Source organism: Actinomyces gaoshouyii (genome assembly GCF_002076915.1).
GTDB classification, from domain to species: Bacteria; Actinomycetota; Actinomycetes; order Actinomycetales; family Actinomycetaceae; genus Actinomyces; species Actinomyces gaoshouyii.
Window position 1 is genome coordinate 929,686 of the sequence record NZ_CP020468.1, and the last position, 21,150, is coordinate 950,835.

Here is a 21,150-nt window from a genome sequence, read left to right on the forward strand (position 1 = left end):
GGGGTTGCTAGAGTTCAATCCGCGCTCAGCGCCTTTCCCGCGTAGCTCAATGGCAGAGCATCCGACTGTTAATCGGACGGTTGCTGGTTCGAGTCCAGCCGCGGGAGCCCATAGGGCCCCGGTCCCAAGGACCGGGGCCCTTCGCGTCGTCCTCTTCGGCGGGCCGAGGGCCTGCGTGACTGTCGGGACTGGCTGGCGAGTCGTCCACGGGCGCCTGGAGACCGTCTCAGGCTCTGCCAGGGCCGGTGCGCCGTGCCGCCACTGCGCTGCGCGGGCTTCATCCTGGGCGTCGTTTGACCGCTGAGGGCAGTGCTTGGCGCTCTGTGGCATCGGTGGGCCGTTGAGAGCATCGCGGGGAGCGCTGCCCTGGGCGTCCCAGTGCTGCTCACGATGAGTGGCGAGCGGGCGCCGCGACCCGTCCTATCAGCCCGCTGGCCGAACTGCGGGAGCGAAGGATGCGCTTCACACCTCTATGAGTCATCCCCCACCCATGTGATCGTCTCCCCTGCTCGCCGGGATGCGGAAGTGCAGGTGAGAGCGCCAGTGCGCGCGTGAGACCACTGCCTATCTGGTGGTTTGGTCGATGGAACCTGAAAAATAACTGATCAAAGCGCTAGTGAGGGTGGTCTAACATGGGGAGCACGACCCAGTGGTGCTGGACGGCGGTGAGGGAGGAGGCTCTCCGCCACTGACCGGCGTCATGACGACACAGGAGGGAACTCGTGCCTCGAGCCGAAAGCCCGGGCGAGAATCCGATGAGCGATGGCCCCGCTCCAGCCGGCCCCCGTCACGTGGGAGGCAGTACCGCCCGCCTCCTCGGATCGCGGCGCGTTGCGCTGAGCGCGGCGGCGGTCGGCGCGGTTGGCGGGCTCAGCGCCCTGCTGCGGGACGGCGGCCCGGGGGGTGATGCGTTCTCCACGCCCACCGGCGGGCCGGCTCCGGGCGAGGGCGGCCCCCTGGCTCTGCCGGACTGCCTCATGCGGACCGTGGCCGGGGGCAACGAGGGGGACACCGGCGACACCAGTCCGGACTCCTCCGCTGCGGGCAGCGGGGCGAATGGCGGCGATGGCGCCGGCGGGGCGCAGGGCGCGGGCAGCGCCCCCGACGGCCCCGGGGCGTCCGACGGCGGCGCTCAGGCCCCCTCAACGGCCCGGGGCGGCACGGGCGGCGCCGACCGGGGCGCCGCGAGCGGAGCCAACATCGGCGAGGCCCCGGCTTCCTCCGGCAGTGGGAGCGTTCCGGAGATGGCCAAAACCGATGCCCTCGATGTCTACCGCAAGGCTCCGGGAACAGTGGACCTCGTGGCCTGCTCCGAGCTCGCCCCCGGACTCCAGCTGCGCACCTCCTCGGCATGGCACCTCGCCAGACGCGCCTCCATCGCCGCCACCGCCGAGATCGTCTCCGATATCGAGTCGATGGGCGCCACCGCCTGGATCGAGGGGCAGTTGGCCCCCGAGGGCATTGATGACACCTACGCCGAGAGCCTGGTCTCACGTCACTACGGGTGGTCCCAGCTCTCCGCCCTCGAGATCAAGCAGATCACCGGCGACCACTCCGCCAAGGCCTCGCCGTCGGTCATCAACGCCGCCCTGACCCGGATGCGCTTCGGCAACAGGGTCCTGGCCGAGTCCGTCGTCGAGCTGATGGCGGACCACGTCTACGTCCCGATCCACGGCAAGGGAGAGCCCTTCATCACGGAGTTCGACGTCCTGCTGCGCAAGCACGCGCTGGGCCGCTACGCCGATTTCCTCTACGCTGCGGTGACCAGTGCCGCCCTCCTGCGCGAGCTGGACAACACCGCTTCCACTAAGAACAACCCCAACGAGAACCTGGGGCGCGAGCTCCTGGAGCTCTACACCGTGGGGCGCGACTCCTACTCGGAGGACGACGTCAAGGTCTCCACCCGTATCCTGACCGGCAACGGCAATGACTGGTCCACCATGGGCTACGCCTACCGGTCGGAGGACCACGCCGTCGGGAGCGTCGACGTGCTGGGCTTCTCCGACGCCAACACGGACGCCTCCGCCGGTCAGGACATGCTCAAGCGCTATGTCGAGCATCTGTGCCACCTGCGGCCCACCGCGCTCAGGCTCGCCAAGAGGATCGCTCGCCGCTACATCGCCGATGAGCCCTCCGACGCCGCCGTGGAGGCGATCGCAAAGGCCTACTTGGACAATGACACATCCATCGCCTCCGCCGTCAAGGCCGCGCTCACTCATCCCGACTTCGCCGCCTCGGTGGGCAAGAAGTGGCGCCGCCCTACGGAGTTCTACATGACGATCGCCCGAGCCGCGCACGCCCAGGTCGCCGTCGCGCATGGGGACGTCAACGCCGGCGACTACTTCAACCTGGGCTCCTACGGCTGGCTCATCAAGGAGGCCGGCCACGAGCCCCGGATGTACGGGAGCGTGGACGGCTACCCGGATACCGCTGAGTTCTGGATGTCCGCGGGGACCACCATGGCCCTGTGGAACGGCGCCCAGAACGCCGTCGACGGCGATAAGAAGGAGTCGGGCAGGACCGACTGGCCCACGGCGCTGTCCATCACCGCCGGCCAGCCCGCGCTGGAGACGGCGCGGCGCATCAGTTGGCACCTGACGGGCTACGCCTGGACCGACACCGAGCTCTCCGGCGTCGCCGAGGTGCTCGCCGGCCTGCCCGGCACCGGCTCCGCGGACACGTGGACCGTCACTGACAAGAACCTCACTGCCTTCGCCGAGCACGCGGTCCGCCTGTGCTTCTGCAGCCCTTACGCCTTCCTGCGCTGAGAGGAGACGGGACAATCATGGAGCGCTCAGAGCCCGGGACCCGCAAGACCCGCTTCACCCAGGGCGCCTCCCTCATGAGGGAGGACATCGTCACCCCCATGCACCATCACGACGAGGCCCAGGACGCGCTCCTGGTCGACGTCGATGGGCAGACCAAGCACATGACCGGCTGCCAGGCCGACGACTACGTCACCGAGAAGTACGATCTGCCCGAGCTCACCGAGGTCGACCACGTCGACGGCGGCCCCACGAATGTCAAGCGCCGCCATATCCTGGCCGGCGCGGCCGCCGGCTTCGGCGCGCTGCTGACGACCACCTCCGTGCCCCGCTACTCCTTCGCGGCCCCCTCGGGCGACGGCGGAAGCGAGCTGCTCGTCTGCGTGTTCATGCGCGGTGGCTTCGACGGCCTGTCCGCCGTCGTCCCCCTCAACGACCCCGCCTACTACGCGGCCCGGTCCACGATCGCCGTGCGCGCCGAGCAGACGATGCCCCTCGACTCCACCTGGGGCCTCAACAGCCACATGAAGTCCCTCAAGCCGATCTGGGACGCCGGGGAGATGGCCATCATCCAGGGCTCGGGCTCGCCGGACGTCTCCCGCTCGCACTTCACCGACCAGGTCACGGTGGAGCGGGCCGCCCCGGCATCGGTCCGCTCGGGCTGGCTCGGCCGACACCTCCAGACCAAGTCGACGAATACGGGGACCTTCCGGGGCGTCGCCATCGGGACCTCCACGGTCTTCTCCCTGACCACCAACAACCTCGATACCCTGGCGGTGTCCTCCATCGACGAGTTCGACCTGCGGGTCTGGGGCGGAGACGACATGAAGTCCCGAGTCCGGCGGGCCCTGGACGAGATGTACGGGGGCGCCGGGGGAGAGGTCCAGCGCTGTGCGCAGTCGGCCTTCAACGCGGCGAGCACCCTTCAGCAGGTCCGCTCCTCCTACCCCCAGACCTCGAGCGCCGGCTACCCGGACTCCGACTGGGGCAGGGGGCTGGCGGAGATCGCCCGCATGGCCAAGGCCGGGGTGGGCATGGAGGTCGCCTGCATCGACATCGGGGATTGGGACATGCACTCCGGCCTGGGCCAGGCCGCCGACGAGCAGGCATGGTTCTCCCGGCGCGCCCGCGACTTCGCCGACGGCCTGGCGGCCTTCCGCAAGGACCTGGGGGACAAGTGGGAGACGACGACGATCGTCACCATGAGCGAGTTCGGCAGGCGCGTCGCGGAAAACGGCTCAGGCGGACTCGACCACGGTCAGGGCAACACGATGTTCGTCATGGGTGGGGGAGTCAAGGGCGGCCGCGTCCTGGGCACGGTCCCGAGCCTGGTGGAGTCGAACCTCTCCCTGGGGGACGTCCCGATCACCCTGGACTACCGCCAGGCGCTGTCCGAGATCGTGTCGAACAGGCTCGGCAACAAGGCCTCCGTGGGAGAGGTCTTCCCCGGCTTCACCCCTGGGACCCCGCTGGGCATCGTCTGAGGGACTCATCGGCCGTGAGAGGATGGGCGCATGGCATATCGCGACATCCGCATCATCGGCGACCCGGTCCTGCGCACGGAGTGCGCCTGGATCACTGACATCGACGACTCCGTGAAGTCTCTTGTGGAGGACCTCCTTGAGACGGTGGATGAGGATGGTCGCGCGGGCCTGGCCGCCAACCAGATCGGTGTCGGCCTGCGGGCCTTCTCATGGAACATCGACGGCGAGATCGGCTACATCCTCAACCCCCGTCTCGATGAGCTCATCTGGGACGAGTACCAGGATGGCGACGAGGGCTGCCTGTCCGTGCCGGGCCTGTGGTTCCCCACCAAGCGCGCGTGGTACGCGCGTGCCGCGGGCATCGACCTCGATGGCAAGGAGATCGTCGTCGAGGGGGAGGCGCTCATGGGCCGCTGCCTGCAGCACGAGTGCGACCATCTCGAGGGTCACCTCTACCTGGACCGCCTGGACCGCAAGAACCGGGCGCGTGCCATGAAGCAGCTGCGCGAGCAGGGGCTGTGAGCCCGATGCTCCCCGCGGGCGAGGCGCCTTGAGCGCGGGCCCGCATCCTGGCATGATTCAAGAGCACGCCGCGTGCCTCATGATGACCGCCCCTGAATCACTTGGCGAGATCGTTGGGGAAGACGACCCTCGACCAATCCAGGAGGCTGTTGATCGTGAACGGTGGTCACACCCGCGGTGTACTTTTCGTGCACTCCGCCCCCCGGGCGCTGTGCCCGCATATCGTCTGGGCGGCTCAGAACGCCCTGGGCACCGAGCTCCACCTCGACTGGACCGAGCAGCCTGCCGCTCCTGGCATGATGCGCGCTGAGACCAGCTGGGTGGGGCGGGTAGGCATGGGCGCGGTCCTCGCCTCCGCCCTGCGGGGGTGGGCCAATCTGCGCTACGAGGTGACGGAGGAGGCCAGTCCCGGCTCCGACGGCGGGCGCTGGTCGCACACTCCGGACCTCGGGATCTTCCATGCCCAGACCGATGTCCACGGCAATGTCGTCGTCCCCGAGGACCGCATCCGCGCCGCCCTCCAGTACGCCTCCCAGCCCGAGGCCATGAGGCGGCACCTCGACCTTGCCCTGGGGCAGGCCTGGGACGACGAGCTCGAGCCCTTCCGCTACGCCGGTTCCGGCGCCCCCGTGCGCTGGCTTCACCGGGTTGGCTGAGGGGTTCGAGGTCAGGGCCGGCGCAACACGAGGGCGGCGTTGTGCCCGCCGAACCCGAAGGAGGTCGACGCGGCGCTGCCCAGCCCCGGCGCCTCGCGGCCATCCGGGCCGACGACGTCGAGCCCCAGGTCCGCGATCTCAGGGTCGATCCCGCCGGGTAGGAGCGTGGGCGGCAGGAACCCGTCGACGATCGCCATGGCGGCCAGCACCGCCTCCAGGCCACCAGCGCCACCGAGCAGGTGCCCGGTGGCTGATTTCGTGGCGCTGAGCGCCGCTCCGGGGGCGACTCGAGCGATCATCCGCGCCTCGACGAGGTCACCCGCGGGTGTGGAGGTGGCATGGGCGTTGATGTGGCCGAGCTCGTCCGGGATGAGGCCGGCTTGGGCCAGGGCCTGGCGCAGGGCGCGCTCCTGCTGAGCGCCGGTGGGGTCGGGTCGCGCGACATCCATGGCATCAGCGGTGATCGCACTGCCGGCGAGATGGACGAGCGGCTGCGCGCCCCGCGCATGCGCGTGCGCGGCGGACTCCAGGACGACCACGCCGGCCCCCTCGCCCAGGACGAATCCATCGCGGTCCGCCGCCAGGGGGCGCGAGGCTCCGGCGGGGTTGTTGTTGCGAGTGGAAAGGGCCCGCATGGCGGCGAAGGCGGCAACGGTCATGGGGTGCAGCGCGGCGTCTGCGCCCCCGGCCAGCACTATGTCGGCGCGGCCCAGGGCGATGAGGTCGGCGCCGTGGGCAATCGCCTCGGCGCCGGAGGCGCAGGCGGACACGGGGGAGTGGATGCCCGCTCTCGCCCCGAGCTCGATGCCGACGGCGACCGCCGGGGCGTTGGGCATGAGCGCGGGCACCGCCGTGGGCGCCACCCTGCGGGGGCCCCGCTCCCGCAGCGTGTCCCAGGTCTCCATGACGGAGAGCACCGGGCCCATTCCGGGCGAGATGGACACCGCTAGCCGCTCCTGGTCGACCTCGGGGGAGCCCGCCTGGGCCCAGGCCTCGCGCGAGGCGATGAGCGCCAGTTGGCTGGCGCGGTCGAGTCGGCGCAGTTCCCGGGGCCCCAGGACCTCGGCGGGTTCGACGGCCAGGGGAGCGGCGATGCGCACCGGCAGCCCCATCCCCTCCGCCCAGTCCTGGGTGATCGCCCGGACGGCGCACGCGCCCGAGCGCAGCGCGCGCCAGGTGCTCGCCACGTCCCCGCCCAGCGGCGTGGTGGCGCCCAGACCGGTGATGACGACCTCCCGATCCGGGTCCTGCCCCAGCAGTTGGCCGACTGGGCGACGGTGCTCCTCACCGGGCACGGGTCAGGCCTTGCGCGCCATGACGTGCTCGGCGAGGGCGCCCACGGTCGGCAGTGCGGGGATGAGCGAGTCCTCGAGGGTGACCCCGAGGCGCTCCTCGACCCGCGTGGCGATGGTGAGCAGCCCCAGGGAGTCGATGTCGAGGTCCCCGGCGAAACTCGAGTCGCTGGAGACCAGCTCGGGCGCCACGCAGGCCTCCTCGGCGGTGAACTCGATGACGACGCTCAGGATGTCGGTGGCCTGCTCGGTGTTGTTGGTCATGGTGGTCTCCTTGCGTGGGTCGGGGGCGGCATGCGCCGCCGGGTGGGCAACAGTGGTGGGGTGTGGAGCGTCTGGGACCTCGGGCCGTGTGCCGGAGCGGTCTTAGAGGCGCGAGGCGGCGGCGAGCCGACCGACGAGCACCGCCATGTGGAGCATGAGTCCATCGCGAGGATTCGTGGCGTCCCAGCCGACCTGCTCGCTTACCCTCCCCAGCCGGTAGCGGACCGTGTTGGCGTGGACGAACAGGGCGCGGGCCGTCGCCTCCAGGCTCCCGCCGAGCGCCAGGTAGGTGGCGACGGTCTCCTCGAAGGGATCACCCATGGCGTGGAGCGGTTCGTGGACGAGTGCGAGGATCTGCTCATGGGCGAGTTCGTCGCCGGACAGCAGGCGCTCGGGGAGGAGGTCATCGGCGCGCACGGGATTGGGGGCCTCGGCCCAGCCCGGCAGCGCCCGCAGCCCGGCCAACGCCGAGCGCAGGGAGAGCCCCGCGTCATCGACCTCGGCCACCACGGGGCCCACCACGGTCGGGCCATCGAGGGACGCGGCGATCTCCATGGCGATCTCATCGACGCCGCGTTCGGTGCGACCCTCGCGGAGGGGATGGCTGTACTGGCTGTGCTGACCGGCAGGTCCGGTGGGCGCCTCGGGGGAGGCGCCCAGGATGATGATGACCGAGTCCCCGCGCACCGAGACGAGGCAGTCCTCGGCCTGGGTCCGGCAGGTGTGACGCAGGCGGGAGGTGGCGATCGCGTCCAACGCCGTTCTCGACGCGATGGCGACGACGGGGCCGCGATGGGTCCAGCCGGCCGAGCCGGCGCGCGTGGCCGCCTCCGCGGGGGTGCCGTGGAGCATGGAGTCCACGGCGACCGACTCGAGGCGGGCGTCCCATGCGCCGCGGGCCTCGGCGGCGCGGGCGTAGACCTCCGCCGCGGCGAAGCCGACGTCGCGGCCGAAGGTGAGCACGAGGATGCGGACGGTGTCATGGTCCTCGGTGGGAACCGCCTGGGGCGCCTCCTCGACGACGACGTCGAGAACGGTGCGCACGAGGTCGAGGGTCTGCCCCAGGGTGATCGTGCCGGTGAGGGTCGCGGGGGCGACGGAGAAGATCTGGGAGGGCTTCGCCGCGCTCTCGGGCTCCTCGACGGAGTCGACGAACATGGTGACTCCCAGGTGGGAGACATTCTCGATCTGCTTGCGCGATGCCTCGGGAAGCGTGCGGTACCAGGGATGGGCGGCGCTGATGCGGTCGAGGGAGTGCTCGATGATCGTGTTCTGCGCCCGTCGGAGGGCCGCGACAGACGCCTCGCTCAACTCGTCCATGATCAAATGCTACCCAGTGCGAGGCCGCCAGGGATAATGTAGGGCACTCAAATGAGGCGTGATGGGGCGGGGAAAACGGGACCCACGCCGTCGGCCTTGAGATCCTGATGGAGGACATGGACATGCGACCGGCGACTCGTACCGAGGTGGATCTCCTGGGATCGCGAGAGGTGCCCCTCGACGCCTACTGGGGCATCCACACGCTGCGGGCCATGGAGAACTTCCAGATCTCCGGGACCACCATCGGCGATGTCCCCGAGCTCATCCGGGGCATGGTCCAGGTCAAGAAGGCCTCCGCCCTGGCCAACGCCGAGTTGGGAACCCTGGCACCCGAGCTCGCGGAGGCCATCTTGTGGGCATGCGATGAGATTCTCGTGGGCGGCCGGTGCATGGACCAGTTCCCGGTCGATGTCTTCCAGGGCGGCGCGGGAACCAGCCTCAACATGAACACCAACGAGGTCGTGGCGAACCTCGCCCTGGAGCGCCTGGGCTACGCCAAGGGCCGCTACGACGTCGTCAACCCCAACGACCACGTCAACAAGTCCCAGTCGACGAACGACGCCTACCCCACCGGCTTCCGCCTCGGCCTCTACCAGGCGGTGGCCGGGATGGAGGCGGACCTGTGCGACCTCATCGACGCCTTCCTCGATAAGTCCCGCCAGTTCCACGACGTCCTCAAGATGGGGCGCACCCAGCTCCAGGACGCGGTCCCCATGAGCCTGGGGCAGGAGTTCAAGGCCTTCGCTGTCCTGCTCGACGAGGAGATCACGCGCCTCATGCACAACAGCGCCCTCCTCCTGGAGGTCAACCTGGGGGCCACCGCCATCGGCACCGGCCTCAACACGCCCCCCGGCTACCCTGCGACCGCCGTGCGCCACCTCAAAGAGGTCACGGGCCTGCCGGTCTCCGGGGCCCAGAACCTCCTGGAGGCCACGAGTGACACCGGCGCCTATGTGTCCATGCACGCCACGATCAAGCGCCTGGCGGTCAAGCTCTCCAAGATCTGCAACGATCTGCGGCTGCTCTCCTCAGGGCCGCGCGCCGGCCTGGCGGAGATCCGCCTGCCCGAGCGCCAGGCGGGCTCATCCATCATGCCCGCGAAGGTCAACCCCGTCATCCCGGAGGTGGTCAACCAGATCTGCTTCAAGGTGATCGGCAACGACCTCACGGTGACCATGGCCGCCGAGGCCGGCCAGCTCCAGCTCAACGTCATGGAGCCCGTCATCGGGCAGGCGGCCTTCGAGTCCATCCACCTGCTGCGCCGGGCCATGCGCATCCTGCGAGACCTGTGCGTCGTGGGCATCGAGGCCGATGAGGAGGTCTGCCGGCGCAACGTGCTCGATTCGATCGGCATCGTCACCTACCTCAACGAGGTGATCGGTCACCACAACGGGGACCTCGTGGGCCGCGAGTGCGCGCGGTCGGGGCGCTCCGTGCGCGAGGTCGTCCTGGAGATGGGCCTGCTGGAGGAGTCGGTTCTCGACGAGCTCCTCAGCGCGGAGAACCTGCTGCGCCCCAAGTACCGGGATGCCCAGCACTACTCGGGCGCGGATCCCTCTATCGCCGCTGTCGGGGTCTCCGAGGCGGGAGAGGGCGCCAGGGTCCCGCAGGAGGCCTGAGCCCCGCGCGGGCCGGGCCCCCGGACTCCTCGGCTGACGCGAGGGGCCCGGCTGGTGATCGTCACCAGCCGGGCCCCTCGCGTTGGTCGGGCACCGCGCTCAGACGTCGCCGCCGTCCGATCCGGAGGTGCCCGCATTGACATTGGTCAGGTCGTAGCGGGCGATGGCCTGGGCGACCACATCGCGCTCGAGCTTGCCCTCATCGGCCAGTGCCTGCAGCGCCTTGACGACCACGGAGGCCGAGTCGATGAGGAAGAAGCGGCGCGCAGCCGGCCGGGTCTCGGAGAAGCCGAAGCCGTCGGCCCCCAGGGTGTGGTAGCTGCCCGGGACCCACTTGCGGATCTGGTCGGCGACGAGGTGGTCGTAGTCGCTCGTGGCGATGAAGGGGCCCTGCGCCGCCTGGAGGCGGGAGGTCACGAAGGGAACCCGCTGGTCGCCGGTGGGGTTGAGGAAGTTCTCCCTCTCGGCGGCCAGAGCGTCGCGGCGCAGCTCGTTCCAGGACGTCACGGACCAGGTGGAGGCGCGCACGCCCCAATCCTCGGCGAGCACTCGGCGGGCCTCCTCGATCCAGGGCAGTCCCACGCCGGAGGCGAGGAGCTGGACCTCGGGGCCATCGCCGTCGGCGGGGCCGGACAGGCGGTGGATGCCCTTGATGATGCCCTCGACGTCCACGTCCTCGGGCTCCGCCGGTTGGCTGATCGGCTCGTTGTACACGGTGAGGTAGTACATGACGTCGCGGTTGCGCCCGGTCTCGGGCCCGTACCAGCGCTCGAGGGCGTCGCGCACGATGTGCCGGATCTCGTAGGCGTAGCCGGGGTCGTAGGTGACGACGGCCTCGTTCGTGGCCGAGATGAGTGGCGAGTGTCCGTCCATGTGCTGGGTGCCCTCGCCGGCCAGCGTGGTGCGACCGGCGGTGGCTCCCATGATGAAGCCGCGCGTGAGCTGGTCACCGGCGGCCCAGAACTGGTCCGCGGTGCGCTGGAAGCCGAACATCGAGTAGAAGATGTACACCGGGATCATCGGCTCGCCATGGGTGGCGTAGCTGGTGCCCACCACCTGGAACAGCGCGGCGGAGCCCGCTTCGTTGATACCGGTGTGCATGATCTGGCCGTCCGTGGACTCGCGGTAGGACAGCATCATCTCCGCGTCCACGGGCGTGTAGTTCTGGCCCTGGGTGTTGAAGATCTTCTTCGTGGGGAAGAGGGACTCCAGGCCGAAGGTGCGCGACTCGTCAGGGATGATGGGCACGATGCGCCGACCGATGCCGTCCTCCTTGATGAGCTCCTTGAGCAGCTGGACGAAGGCCATGGTGCTGGCCACCTCGCGCTTGCCCGAGCCGCCCTTGAGGACGTCGTAGGGGCGGTCACCGGGCAGCTGGATCTGCCTGGGGGCGTCGCGGCGCTCGGGGAGGAACCCACCGAGCTGGTTCCGGCGGTCCATCATGTAGAGCAGGGCCGGGTCATCCGCAGCGGGCCGGTAGTAGGGGGGCATCTTCGGGTTGGCCTCGAGCTGCTCGTCCGTGATCGGGATGTGCAGACGGTCGCGCAGGCCCTTGAGGTCGTCCAGGGTCAGCTTCTTCATTTGGTGGGTGGCGTTGCGGCCCGCGAAGTGAGAGCCGAGCAGGTAGCCCTTGACCGTGTGCGCCAGGATGACCGTGGGCTGCCCCTTGTGCTCTGTGGCGGCCTTGTAGGCGGCGTACATCTTGCGGTAGTCGTTGCCGCCGCGCTGGAGGGCCCAGATCTCCTCATCCGTCCAGTCCTTGACCAGGGCGGCGGTGCGCGGGTCGCGGCCGAAGAAGTGCTTGCGGACATAGGCGCCGTCGTTGGCCTTGAAGGTCTGGTAGTCGCCGTCGAGCGTCTCCATCATGAGGTGCTCCAGGGCGTGGTCCTTGTCCGCGGCGAGGAGCTGGTCCCAGCCGCGTCCCCACAGGACCTTGATGACGTTCCACCCGGCGCCCTTGAAGGAGGCCTCGAGCTCCTGGACGATCTTCCCGTTGCCGCGCACCGGGCCGTCGAGGCGCTGGAGGTTGCAGTTGATGACGAAGGTGAGGTTGTCGAGCTGCTGGCTGGCGGCGAGCTGCAGCATGCCGCGCGACTCGGGCTCGTCCATCTCACCGTCGCCCAGGAACGCCCAGGTGCGCTGCTGGCTGGTGTCCTTGATGCCGGCTCCCGCGAGGTAGCGGTCGAACCAGGCCTGGTAGATCGCCTCGGCCGGGCCCAGGCCCATGGAGACCGTGGGGTACTCCCAGAAGTCCTCCATGCGGCGCGGGTGCGGGTAGGAGGGCAGGCCGCGGCCCTTGCCGCGCGCCGGGTGGGAGACCTCCTGGCGGAAGCCGTCGAGGTCGTCTTCGCTCAGGCGGCCCTCGATGTAGGCACGGGCGTAGTTGCCGGGGGAGGCGTGGCCCTGGAAGAAGATGTGGTCCCCGCCGCCGGGGTGGTCCTTGCCGCGGAAGAAGTGGTTGAAGCCGACCTCGTAGAGGGTCGCGGTGGAGGCGTAGGAGGAGATGTGCCCGCCGACGCCGACCCCCGGGCGCTGGGCGCGGGTGACCATGACGGCGGCGTTCCAGCGCAGCCAGCGGCGGTAGGTGCGCTCCATCGACTCATCGCCGGGGAAGTAGGGCTCATCCTCCACGGGGATGGTGTTGACGTAGGGAGTGGTGGTCTGCCCCGGGACCGTGACGTTCTTCTTGCGGGCCTCGGCGAGCATCGACAGCAGGATGAAGCGCGCGCGGGGGGCGCCCTTCTCCGCGATGAGGGCGTCGAGGGACTCGCGCCACTCCTGGGTCTCCTCGGGATCGTTGTCGTTGACCTTGGTCAGGAGGCCGTCGATGAGGGGTGTGGCATCGCTGGTGGGGCTCACGGAATCCTCTTCCTTGCGTCGTTCCGATGGATTGGAGGGCGCTGGCGAGCTGGGTGGCCCGGCGTCGCTCCTGCGCGCCCGGTGACCCGGTCCGCCGCGAGCCCAGGGTCGGCCCGCGTCCTGTTGGGCTCTAATCTACGGCGTTCGAAGGCGCATCAGGACGGCCAAGGGGGAAAGAAGTCCCAAGCGACCTGTGAGGTCAGGCACGTGGTGCGGCACCGTCGGGGGCGTCGCGGCGCGCCGAGGAACGGACAGGCGCTTGCGCGGGCGGCCCTCATGCGGTGGGCTATGCACAGGTTCCACAGGGGGACCGTAGCAGGGGCGCTGAGCCCGGAAGGACGGTAGAGGGATAGTGGCGAGCGCAGCGGGCGGGGCTTTCGGCTTCGCCTCCGGTCTCATCATCCAGGAGTTCGGGTATGACGACGATGTCGACCCCGCCCTGAGGCAGGCCGCCGAGGCTCTCACTGGCACGGAGCTGGTGGACGAGGACTACGAGGACGTGGCCGACTCCGCCATCGTGTGGTGGCGCGCCGACGACGGCGACATCGACGATCTGACGGACCTGCTCGTTGACGCGCAGGCCAACCTCGACGGCGATGGGATCATCTGGGTGCTCACGCCCAAGGCGCGCACGGCGGGCGCCGTGGCGGCGGCCGATATCGAGGAGGCGGCGGCGACGGCGGGCATGCACGCCACGTCGACGGCCTCGATGGGTGACGCCTGGAGCGGCACCCGGGTCTCCAGCCGGCGCCGCTGAGGCACTTGCGGCGGCTGACCCCATCTGGGTGCTCTTCGCGCGGGGAGCGCCCCACTGGACCTGTAGCTCAGTTGGTAGAGCAACGCGCTTACACCGCGTCGGTCGTCGGTTCGAGTCCGGCCGGGTCCACAGACGAGCCGGCGCGGGGCCCATCACCTCCTGACCCGCAGCGGCCCGCCCTGACGAGGGGGTGGGCTCCTGGGCGCTCACGCGGTGGTCGGTCAGGTGGTGCCGGCGGCCCGCAGGTCCTGGCGCCAATGTCCTCCACATCGCTTGCGCGTGCGCGCGAGGCTCCGCAGGATGGGGCTGTGGGAGACCAGTGGCGCCGTCATGTGCTGGCCGCCGTGCGCGCGCTGCGCCGGCTCGATGGGCACGGCGCGGGGCACAGGAGGATCGTCGTCGTCCTCGGGCACGCCGATGCCGGGCCGAGCGCGGGTGGCGCCAACAGGCGCCGCGCCAGGGCCGCCGTCGCCGCCCTGCGCCCGGGGGACCTGCTCATCTGCTCCGGAGGCGCCGTCGTCGGCGAGCGCCCCGAGGCGGAGATGCTCGCCGAGCACGCCCGCGGCCTCGGTTGGCGGGGAGCCACCTGGACTGAGACCGCCTCGCGCTCCACCTGGGAGAACATCGGCGCCCTGCCACCTCTGATCGAGGCCGCGGGCGGAGACGGCCCCATCATCCTCGTCTCCGATCCCCTTCACGCCGCCAAGGCCGGGCTCATCGCCAGGCGCCGGTTCCCGGCCCTCGCGCGCCGGCTCGCCCCCATGCCCCCGCGCGTCGCCGCCCTGGCGCGCCCCGGACCGGTGCGCACGGTGCTGGCCGCCGCAGACCTCGCTCTGACCTCCGCCCTCCCCGCCTGGGCGCCGCGCTCGGCCACGGGGGCAGCCGGGATCCGCGCCCTGCCCGGTGCCGTGGCGGGGCAATGGCGGTGCCGGCGCCCCTGCCAGCTCCCACGTAGGCGCGAGAGCGGCGCGGCGATGGAGCGGGGGAGGCAGGGGAGACAATGACCAGCATGACCAGGACCAACACCGGGGAATCCGATGAGGCCGGTGCGGACATGTCCACCGACCCCGGGCCGCCCGCCGATGGGCACGGCATCAGCCCGGGGGCGCGGAGGCGCATAGGAAGAAGGTGATCGCCAGGTTCTCCGCCGCCTGGACGGGACCCTCGGGCAGGACCGTCCAGCAGAGCCGCCAGCCCGTCATGCCGAAGTGCTTCGAGAAGCTGGAGATGATGACGGCCCCGGGCGTGCTCCAGGACGGTGCGCGCGGGCCGACCGTCGGTGTCGTCGGCACGAGGACGCAGTGGTCCCGGCGGCATCCACGGGCTCCCGGTTGCAGGGGTAGGGCGGGTCCGCGATATCGCCTCCCTCAGGGCCTCGATGAGTGCGCCGGTGTGCCTCGCCGCAGCGTGGGACGACGGCCCGGAGCGACTGGCCCGCTCATCCGCATGTGGATACGGCGTCATGACTGGTAGCCTCGCTCAGGTGCGGGCCCCGCCCGCCGCCGGCCCCCATAGCTCAGCGGTTAGAGCAGCGAGCTTATACCTCGTCCGTGCCTGATAAGCACAAGGTCCCGGGTTCGAATCCCGGTGGGGGTACAGCACCGCGTTCAGGGCCCGCGGGCCCTGAACGCGGTGCCCGCCCCCGTGGTGGAACCGGTAGACACAGCGGCCTTAAAAGCCGATGCCGCGAGGCGTGCGGGTTCGAGTCCCGCCGGGGGCACCACGGTGCTCGTATACGAACCCGCATCGTCGTACGGGGCGGGCTGCTCCTCAGGTCGTGCGGCCTCTTGGCCGGAAGCGCTCCAGGCCTTCCAGGGCATCCGCGGACCGCTGATAGAACCGCGGAGCTCGCCACCGGGGTGTCGCCAATGGCTGGGAGGTGCTTGAAGCGGCCCGCGGATGCTCAGGACGGGGCCGGCCCTCCGATGCTGTCGGAGTGGAGAAATCGGCGGGCGCCTCGCCCGTAGTTCCCGGGGCAACGGAAGCGATGTCGATCCCGCTGCCGTGGGCAGGCCGGCGGCCCGGTGGCCCCGGAGCGACCGGTGGAATCCCAACGATCGCCGTCGGCCTCCTCTTCCGGATCCATATCCACGCCAGCAGGATCGATGCTTGGGGGGGCGATGGCCCGGCGCCGAGCAGATCCCCGCCCCGCGCGTTCCTATGCGGCGCTCAGCTTGGCGGCGCCGAAGGAGACATTGAAGTCATCGCACCACAGGACCACGCTCGTCCACGCGCTCGGGTCCGTCCCCGCGGGCAGGTCGTAGACCTGGTTGCCAAGATTTCCCTTGATCGGCCCCACATCCAGGTGCTCGTAGTCCCCGGCCGTGAACCAGCCGTCCATGCCCTCGATCACCGGTCCGGCGCTCAGCCATACCCGCACGTCCGGGCCGTTCGACGTCGCGAGGTTCTCCAGCACCAGCTGGTGCGAGCCATCCGGGTTGCGCAGGATGCGCGCCGTCCCAGTCGTCGAGTGCTCGTGGGAGATGAACGAACCGCTCGCCACCTGAACGGGCCCCTGCGGTGCGGGCGCGTCGGTGGCGCCGCCGGCGCCATCCGCTCCCATCGCCTCACCGGAGGGTGCCTGGGGCGTTGCTGGCGTCGTCGCCGCCGAGAAGGCGGGGATCCTATCGTTCACGGTCTGGTCGATGAACAGCAGCCACGGCTTGAACACGGCCAGGGCGATCCCAGTGGCGGCCAGGAAGACCACGGCCAGGGAGACCACAAGGCGCTTGTGGCCGGACAGGAAGCGGGGCATGTCGATAACTCCTCGGAATGATGAGGCCCAGTGCCGTGTTCTGGGCGTCGATACGGCTCGCCCGAACAACATGTCCGCACTCCGGAATTATTGCCACTGGACGTATGGCTCTCCTCACGCCTCGCGATGACCTGCCGGGTTCCGCCGCTCCCCTGGGGGACCGAGTCGTCGCCCGCGCGGTGCGAGGCGTAAACGCCGCGCCGGTGGTCCAGGCCGGTAGCCACCAGCCCCACGAACAGTGGGCGAGTTCGCGCGGGCCCCGACCGCGCTGCGCGTCCATCGTTGTGATCGCGGGATCGGGCGCGTGCGCGCCATCGTCCATGACGAAGACCTCGTCGTGCCGGAGCGCGCGCCCGTCCCGCAAGACGCCCGCCCCGGCGCCGTGCCGCTAGCCTTGCCGCATGATCGAATCGCCGCTCCACCCGCGACCCTCCGCCGGGGAGGCCTCCTCGGCCGCTGAGGAGCTGACCGTCGCCGACGTCGTCGCCCTCGTCGAGGCCGCCGCCCCGTCCCGCCTGGCCGAGTCCTGGGACTCCAACGGGCTCATCTGCGGGGACCCCGAGGCTCCCGTGGCCTCGATCCTGCTCGCCGTGGACCCCGTCGCCTCTGTCGTCGACGAGGCCATTGAGCGCGGCGCCGACATGATCATCACCCACCACCCCCTCTACCTGCGCGGTACCGACCGCGTGGCCGCGACCGACCCCAAGGGCCGTGTCGTCCACCGCCTCATCCGCAGCGGCATCGCCCTGCTCAACGCCCATACGAGCCTCGATGCCGCCCACGGCGGCATCGCTGCGGCGCTGGCCGCCTCTATCGGCCTGCTGGGCGCGGTCCCGCTGGAGCCCAGCCCCGCCGACCCCGCCCAGGGCATTGGGCGCATCGGCTCCCTGCCGGTGCCCACCCGCCTGCGCGACTTCGCCGACGCCGTCGCCGCCGCCCTGCCCGATTCGCCCCCCGGCATCCTCGTGGGCGGAGACCTGGACGCCACCGTGGAGACCATCGCCGTCTCCGGGGGAGCGGGCGACTCCCTCCTGGCGCGCGCCCGCGAGGCCGGCGCGGACGTCTTCCTCACCGCCGACCTGCGCCACCACCCCGCCAGCGAGCATCTGGAAACCGGGCGCCCCTACCTCATCTGCGGCACCCACTGGGCCACCGAGTGGGTAGGCCTGCCCCCGCTCGCCCAGCGGCTGGCCACTGCCGCCGAGTACGGCGGACGTAGACTCTCCACGCATGTTTCCACGATCTGCACCGACCCCTGGGCCCTGCGCCTGAATACTGGCCCCGCGCCAGTGAGATAACCCCAGCCCCTTTTCACCCCTCGACGACCGGAAGGACATCCCGTGACCAGTGCCCCCCTCGCCGAGCAGCGGCTCCTCATCGATCTGCAGGATATCGACGCCACTCTCGCAAGGCTCGCGCACGAGCGGCGCGCGCTGCCCGTCCTGGCCCGCATCGAGACGACCATCGCCCGTCTCAAGGACAACAAGCGCGCAGCCCTGCTGGCCACCGCAGCCCTTGCGGAGGCCAAGAGGGGAGCCACCCACGCCGAGGACGAGGTCGGGCAGGTCGTCCGACGCGCCGCTGCCCTGCGCGAGCGCCTGGCCGCGGGAGGCGACGCCGCCCGGGACCTGGCCGCCATCCAAGGGGAGATCGATCAGCTCGGCCGGCGCCAGAGCGTTCTCGAGGACGCCCAGATCGCCGCCATGGAGGCCCTCGAAGCGGCCCAGGCCGAATCGGACCGGCTCGCCGATGAGGAGCGGGCCATCCGCGCCGCGGGCCGGGAGCTGACTGCCGAGCGCGACGCCGGGTTCACCCGGATCGATGAGGAGACCGAGCGCCTGTGCGCCCGGCGCGATGAGCTCGCCGGCACCATCTCACCTGCCCTGCTCGCCGACTACGACGCCGTGCGCGCCGCGACCGGGGGCCTCGGCGTCCTCGCCCTCCACGGGCACCGCCTCGAGGGCGGCTCCGTCGAGCTCAGTCCCGCCGAGCTCGCCCGCATCGACGCCGCGCCGGCCGACGCCGTCATCCACGCCGAGGAGAACGACGTCATCCTCGTGCGCATGGATATCTGAGCCGGCCCGGTTCCCGCAGGGCCCATGGCTCCGGGGCCCGGAGCGGATCAGGGTGCCGTCGGCCCGCCCACCAGGCGGGGCTCAGGCCAGGACGAGGGTCAGGTCACGGCGCCCCGAGTGATCCGGGGCGGACAATTCAGCGTCCGCCACGCCCTCCAGGCCGGCGCCCGCCTCGGCCACGCCGTTCGCCGTCGATGGCGAACGGCCGGCGGCGCGCAGGGCGATGAGCTCCCCGGCCAGCAGGCCCCGCATGTGCTTGGCATGGTGGGAGACCACTTGACGCCGGCCCTGACGGATCCGGACCGCCCGGATGCGAAGCAGCTCTCCGCCCCAGGAGCGAGCAGGTTGCCAGGCCCCGGCATAGGCGGAGGAACGGGCATCGATGACGAGCCCCGCCTCCTCGGCGATCGGGCCGAGAACCGCGGCGAGCTCCCGCTTCCAGAAACCGTTGAGCCTCCCGCATCCCGGTAGGGAGGCGCCCATCGCCAGGCGGTGGGCAGGCAGCCGGTCCGTGGCCCGCACGGCGCCCCACAGGCCCGAGAGGATGACCACATGGCGCGACAGCGCCTCGGCCTCGCCCGGCGTGCCCGCCCCGCCGAGGCGCGCGGCCTCGTAGAGGACGCCCGTGTACAGCTCATGGGCGGGCGCGCACGGGGCCTCTTCCAGGACGAGGTTGAGAGCTGCGTCCGCAGCGGAGCGCGGGCCCAGGCCGAGGATAGCTGCGGCATCCGGGGCGGTGCTCATGCGGGACAGCTCATCCATGACCTCGCGGCGTGCGGTGGTGAGTCGGTCGGCCGCGAGCAGGGAGGCGAGGTCGAGGCGGGGCCCGGAGACGGGAGGGGTCTTGCCCTCGCTGGGAGGCAGGAGGATGAGCACACGCACATGCTAGACAATCGAGGTGCTCTGGAGGTTTCCTCCGGCGGCTATGCTGGGCGTGCGGACGAGCCGACCGGGCGGCCGCGGTACCCCAAGGGAGTCTACGCACTCTCTGCGGGATCGAGGAACGTCCGGGCTCCACAGAGCAGGGCGGTTGCCAACAGCAACCCGGGGCGACCCGCGGGACAGTGCCACAGAGAGAAGACCGCCGCCAGGCCACTGGCGGTCAGGGTGAAAGGGTGGGGTAAGAGCCCACCAGCGCGCCGGGTGACCGGCGCGGCTCGGCAAACCCCGCCCGGAGCAAGACCGCGCAGCAGGCGCCCGAGGGCTGCTCGCCCGAGCCTGCGGGTAGGTCGCGTGAGGCCGTCGGCGACGGCGGTCCAAGATGGATGGTCGCCACCGCCCGGTCCGGCAACGGCGGGCGGCAACAGAACCCGGCGTACAGGTCGGCTCGTCCGCGCCTCGTCCTTCCGCCCCGGCAAACGCCGCTGGCGGAGGAGAGAAGAGAGAAACATGGTGGGCCCCTCCCGATCCGGGAGGAGCCCACCACGCTCGTCATGCTCAGATGGTCGTCGATTCTCAGGCCGACCGCGCGCTGGAGGTCACTTCGCCTTGATGTAGCCCTCGTCGACGCCGGTGAACGCGGTGACCGCGAAGACGCCCTGGTTGACGGCGCTCTGGTCGATGAGGAAGGTGACGTAGCCACTGGCCTTGCCGCCATCGCGGGGCATGGCCTGCTGGATCAACTCGCCCTTGTCGCTGTAGTTCTCCGTAGCGGAGGTGGTGGTGCCGTTGTGGACGAAGTCCATCTTGAAGGTGTACTCCTCGTACTGGCCCTTGCCGTGGTACGTGATCTCGACCGGGACCCGGATGTACACCTGGCCGGCGCCGGGCTCCTTGTAGCTGTAGCTGCTCATGGAGCTCTTGGCGGCGTCATTCGCATTCCAGTTCACGTCGCCGACAGTCACATCGAGGCTCGCGTTGGGATCTTTGTAGTCGTTCTTGGAGGCGTGGAAGGTCAACGGGCCCGTCGTCGTGTCCTTGGGGTTGTCCATCGAGGTGCCCTCGGTCCCCGCTGCCGGCTTGGCCGAACCGGAGGGCGCGGAGGACGACGCCTTAGGAGCTGGCGGCTCGGGCTCGTCCTCGGCGGGCTTCGGGTCGGACTTGGCCGCCGTCGAGGTCTGCGTGCCGCCGCCGGCGTCATCGCCGCCGGCGAAGGCCCAGGTGAGGCCGCCGATGAGCGCGATCACCAGAACACCGATGAGCGTGAAGAACCACCACTGCTTGTAGACGGGCTTGGCCGCACCGCCGCCGCCGGGCACGTCCACCGGCTGCCAGCCGGCGGCGGGGGCGGGCTGGCCCTGGCCGTGGAATGGGGTGGGGGCCTGGGCGTAGCTCATCTCCGCGGCATAGGGGCTGCCGGGAGCCGAGGAGCCCATCGGGGCGGGCAGCCCGGTGGAGGCGTAGTCCGCGGATGGCGCGGAGGCCGACTGGCCGGTCGGGTCGGCCACGGGACCCGACCGGCCAGTCTGGACCACCTGGGTCGGGGCCCAGGCGGGGTCCGAGGTGCCGGGGCCGGAGGCCGAGACGGGGGAGGCATCGTCCGAGTCCTCGACCCAGAGCTGCCAACCCTCGGGAGCCGGACCCCATGCGGGGTCAGGCTGCCACCCGGCGGGCGGGACGAAGCCCTCTGGCGGGGCGGGCCAGTTCGGCGGTGGGTTGAAGCGAAGAGCCATTGGAACCTCCGGGAGTGGGTATGTTAGTGAAGGAGCTGGGGCACATCTCCGCGGCGAGAGCTCGCCTTGTCCGTGCCATAACTGATAAATCGAATCTACACCGAAAAGCCGACACGGCGGGTACCGGATCGGCGCCGCGTGCGGGGCACCCTTACCCGGGCACTGCTCCC

At 70.6% G+C, this 21,150-nt stretch carries 16 protein-coding genes, 4 tRNA genes, 1 other RNA gene and 1 pseudogene; 14 read left to right on the top strand and 8 right to left on the bottom strand.

Features of this window, described 5'->3' with window-relative positions; genetic code table 11:
* Positions 1 to 35: 35 nt before the first annotated feature.
* The 5 genes from B6G06_RS03795 to B6G06_RS03815 all read left to right on the top strand — a co-directional run bounded on the left by B6G06_RS03795 (position 36) and on the right by B6G06_RS03815 (position 5,427).
* Positions 36 to 107, top strand: a tRNA-Asn gene (locus B6G06_RS03795).
* A 648-nt stretch (positions 108 to 755) separates the two neighbouring features.
* Positions 756 to 2,768: a DUF1800 family protein gene (locus B6G06_RS03800; RefSeq protein WP_081171041.1), complete on the top strand. Its 2,013-nt coding sequence runs from the start codon at positions 756 to 758 to the stop codon at positions 2,766 to 2,768.
* A gap of 17 nt (positions 2,769 to 2,785) precedes the next feature.
* A complete protein-coding gene (locus tag B6G06_RS03805; RefSeq protein ID WP_081171043.1) occupies positions 2,786 to 4,249 on the top strand; it encodes a DUF1501 domain-containing protein in 1,464 nt (487 codons plus the stop codon).
* Between the two features lie 30 nt (positions 4,250 to 4,279).
* A complete protein-coding gene (locus B6G06_RS03810) occupies positions 4,280 to 4,771 on the top strand; it encodes a peptide deformylase (RefSeq protein WP_081171045.1) in 492 nt (163 codons plus the stop codon).
* Positions 4,772 to 4,926: 155 nt separating this feature from the next.
* Entirely contained in the window at positions 4,927 to 5,427 is a 501-nt protein-coding gene (locus B6G06_RS03815) for a DUF3145 domain-containing protein (RefSeq protein WP_080463275.1), read from the top strand.
* 11 nt (positions 5,428 to 5,438) lie between these two features.
* Here B6G06_RS03815 and B6G06_RS03820 read toward each other — a convergent pair whose 3' ends face one another.
* From B6G06_RS03820 to B6G06_RS03830, 3 genes are all read right to left on the bottom strand, one after another.
* A complete protein-coding gene (locus tag B6G06_RS03820) occupies positions 5,439 to 6,722 on the bottom strand; it encodes a beta-ketoacyl-[acyl-carrier-protein] synthase family protein (protein WP_081171047.1) in 1,284 nt (427 codons plus the stop codon).
* Between the two features lie 3 nt (positions 6,723 to 6,725).
* Positions 6,726 to 6,983, bottom strand: a complete 258-nt coding sequence (locus tag B6G06_RS03825; protein WP_080463273.1) for an acyl carrier protein — start codon at positions 6,981 to 6,983, stop codon at positions 6,726 to 6,728.
* Positions 6,984 to 7,085: 102 nt separating this feature from the next.
* Positions 7,086 to 8,303, bottom strand: coding sequence for a PucR family transcriptional regulator (locus tag B6G06_RS03830; RefSeq protein WP_080463272.1), 1,218 nt, complete (start codon positions 8,301 to 8,303; stop codon positions 7,086 to 7,088).
* A gap of 122 nt (positions 8,304 to 8,425) precedes the next feature.
* On the opposite strand from B6G06_RS03830, the gene aspA reads away from it, so the two are divergent.
* Positions 8,426 to 9,922 (top strand): aspartate ammonia-lyase, encoded by a 1,497-nt coding sequence (aspA, locus tag B6G06_RS03835; RefSeq protein ID WP_081172192.1) that lies wholly within the window; start codon positions 8,426 to 8,428, stop codon positions 9,920 to 9,922.
* 99 nt (positions 9,923 to 10,021) lie between these two features.
* On the opposite strand, the gene aceE is transcribed toward aspA, so the two are convergent.
* The gene (gene aceE / locus B6G06_RS03840) at positions 10,022 to 12,781 is read right to left on the bottom strand and encodes a pyruvate dehydrogenase (acetyl-transferring), homodimeric type (protein ID WP_081171049.1); all 2,760 of its coding nucleotides are present in this window, start codon (positions 12,779 to 12,781) and stop codon (positions 10,022 to 10,024) included.
* Between the two features lie 352 nt (positions 12,782 to 13,133).
* Between aceE and B6G06_RS03845 the strand changes: the two genes are divergently transcribed.
* The 3 genes from B6G06_RS03845 to B6G06_RS03855 all read left to right on the top strand — a co-directional run bounded on the left by B6G06_RS03845 (position 13,134) and on the right by B6G06_RS03855 (position 14,542).
* Complete coding sequence (locus tag B6G06_RS03845) at positions 13,134 to 13,538, top strand: DUF3052 family protein (protein ID WP_080463270.1); 405 nt, start codon at positions 13,134 to 13,136, stop codon at positions 13,536 to 13,538.
* A gap of 56 nt (positions 13,539 to 13,594) precedes the next feature.
* Positions 13,595 to 13,667, top strand: a tRNA-Val gene (locus tag B6G06_RS03850).
* Positions 13,668 to 13,846: 179 nt separating this feature from the next.
* Positions 13,847 to 14,542: a YdcF family protein gene (locus B6G06_RS03855; protein WP_164505191.1), complete on the top strand. Its 696-nt coding sequence runs from the start codon at positions 13,847 to 13,849 to the stop codon at positions 14,540 to 14,542.
* A 99-nt stretch (positions 14,543 to 14,641) separates the two neighbouring features.
* Here B6G06_RS03855 and B6G06_RS10470 read toward each other — a convergent pair.
* Positions 14,642 to 14,822: pseudogene (locus B6G06_RS10470) on the bottom strand (aminotransferase class I/II-fold pyridoxal phosphate-dependent enzyme); the annotation flags it as partial.
* Positions 14,823 to 15,043: 221 nt separating this feature from the next.
* Here B6G06_RS10470 and B6G06_RS03865 point away from each other — a divergent pair.
* Positions 15,044 to 15,134, top strand: a tRNA-Ile gene (locus B6G06_RS03865).
* Between the two features lie 42 nt (positions 15,135 to 15,176).
* Positions 15,177 to 15,261 (top strand) — tRNA-Leu (locus tag B6G06_RS03870).
* 435 nt (positions 15,262 to 15,696) lie between these two features.
* Here the strand turns inward: B6G06_RS03870 and B6G06_RS03875 are convergent.
* Positions 15,697 to 16,293 (bottom strand): DM13 domain-containing protein, encoded by a 597-nt coding sequence (locus B6G06_RS03875; RefSeq protein WP_080463266.1) that lies wholly within the window; start codon positions 16,291 to 16,293, stop codon positions 15,697 to 15,699.
* 401 nt (positions 16,294 to 16,694) lie between these two features.
* Here B6G06_RS03875 and B6G06_RS03880 point away from each other — a divergent pair, with 401 nt between their 5' ends.
* Both B6G06_RS03880 and B6G06_RS03885 read left to right on the top strand, forming a co-directional pair.
* The gene (locus B6G06_RS03880; RefSeq protein ID WP_081171052.1) at positions 16,695 to 17,591 is read left to right on the top strand and encodes a Nif3-like dinuclear metal center hexameric protein; all 897 of its coding nucleotides are present in this window, start codon (positions 16,695 to 16,697) and stop codon (positions 17,589 to 17,591) included.
* Between the two features lie 42 nt (positions 17,592 to 17,633).
* Positions 17,634 to 18,368, top strand: coding sequence for a zinc ribbon domain-containing protein (locus tag B6G06_RS03885; protein ID WP_080463264.1), 735 nt, complete (start codon positions 17,634 to 17,636; stop codon positions 18,366 to 18,368).
* Between the two features lie 81 nt (positions 18,369 to 18,449).
* Here B6G06_RS03885 and B6G06_RS03890 read toward each other — a convergent pair whose 3' ends face one another.
* On the bottom strand, positions 18,450 to 19,244 hold the full coding sequence (locus B6G06_RS03890; RefSeq protein ID WP_081172194.1) for a YaaA family protein: 795 nt from the start codon (positions 19,242 to 19,244) through the stop codon (positions 18,450 to 18,452).
* 65 nt (positions 19,245 to 19,309) lie between these two features.
* Between B6G06_RS03890 and rnpB the strand changes: the two genes are divergently transcribed.
* Positions 19,310 to 19,702: RNase P RNA component class A (rnpB, locus tag B6G06_RS03895), an RNA gene on the top strand.
* Between the two features lie 144 nt (positions 19,703 to 19,846).
* On the opposite strand, the gene B6G06_RS10615 is transcribed toward rnpB, so the two are convergent.
* Positions 19,847 to 20,980 carry a hypothetical protein gene (locus tag B6G06_RS10615; RefSeq protein ID WP_081171054.1) on the bottom strand — a complete coding sequence of 378 codons (1,134 nt, stop codon included), beginning with the start codon at positions 20,978 to 20,980 and terminating at the stop codon, positions 19,847 to 19,849.
* Positions 20,981 to 21,150: the final 170 nt, after the last annotated feature.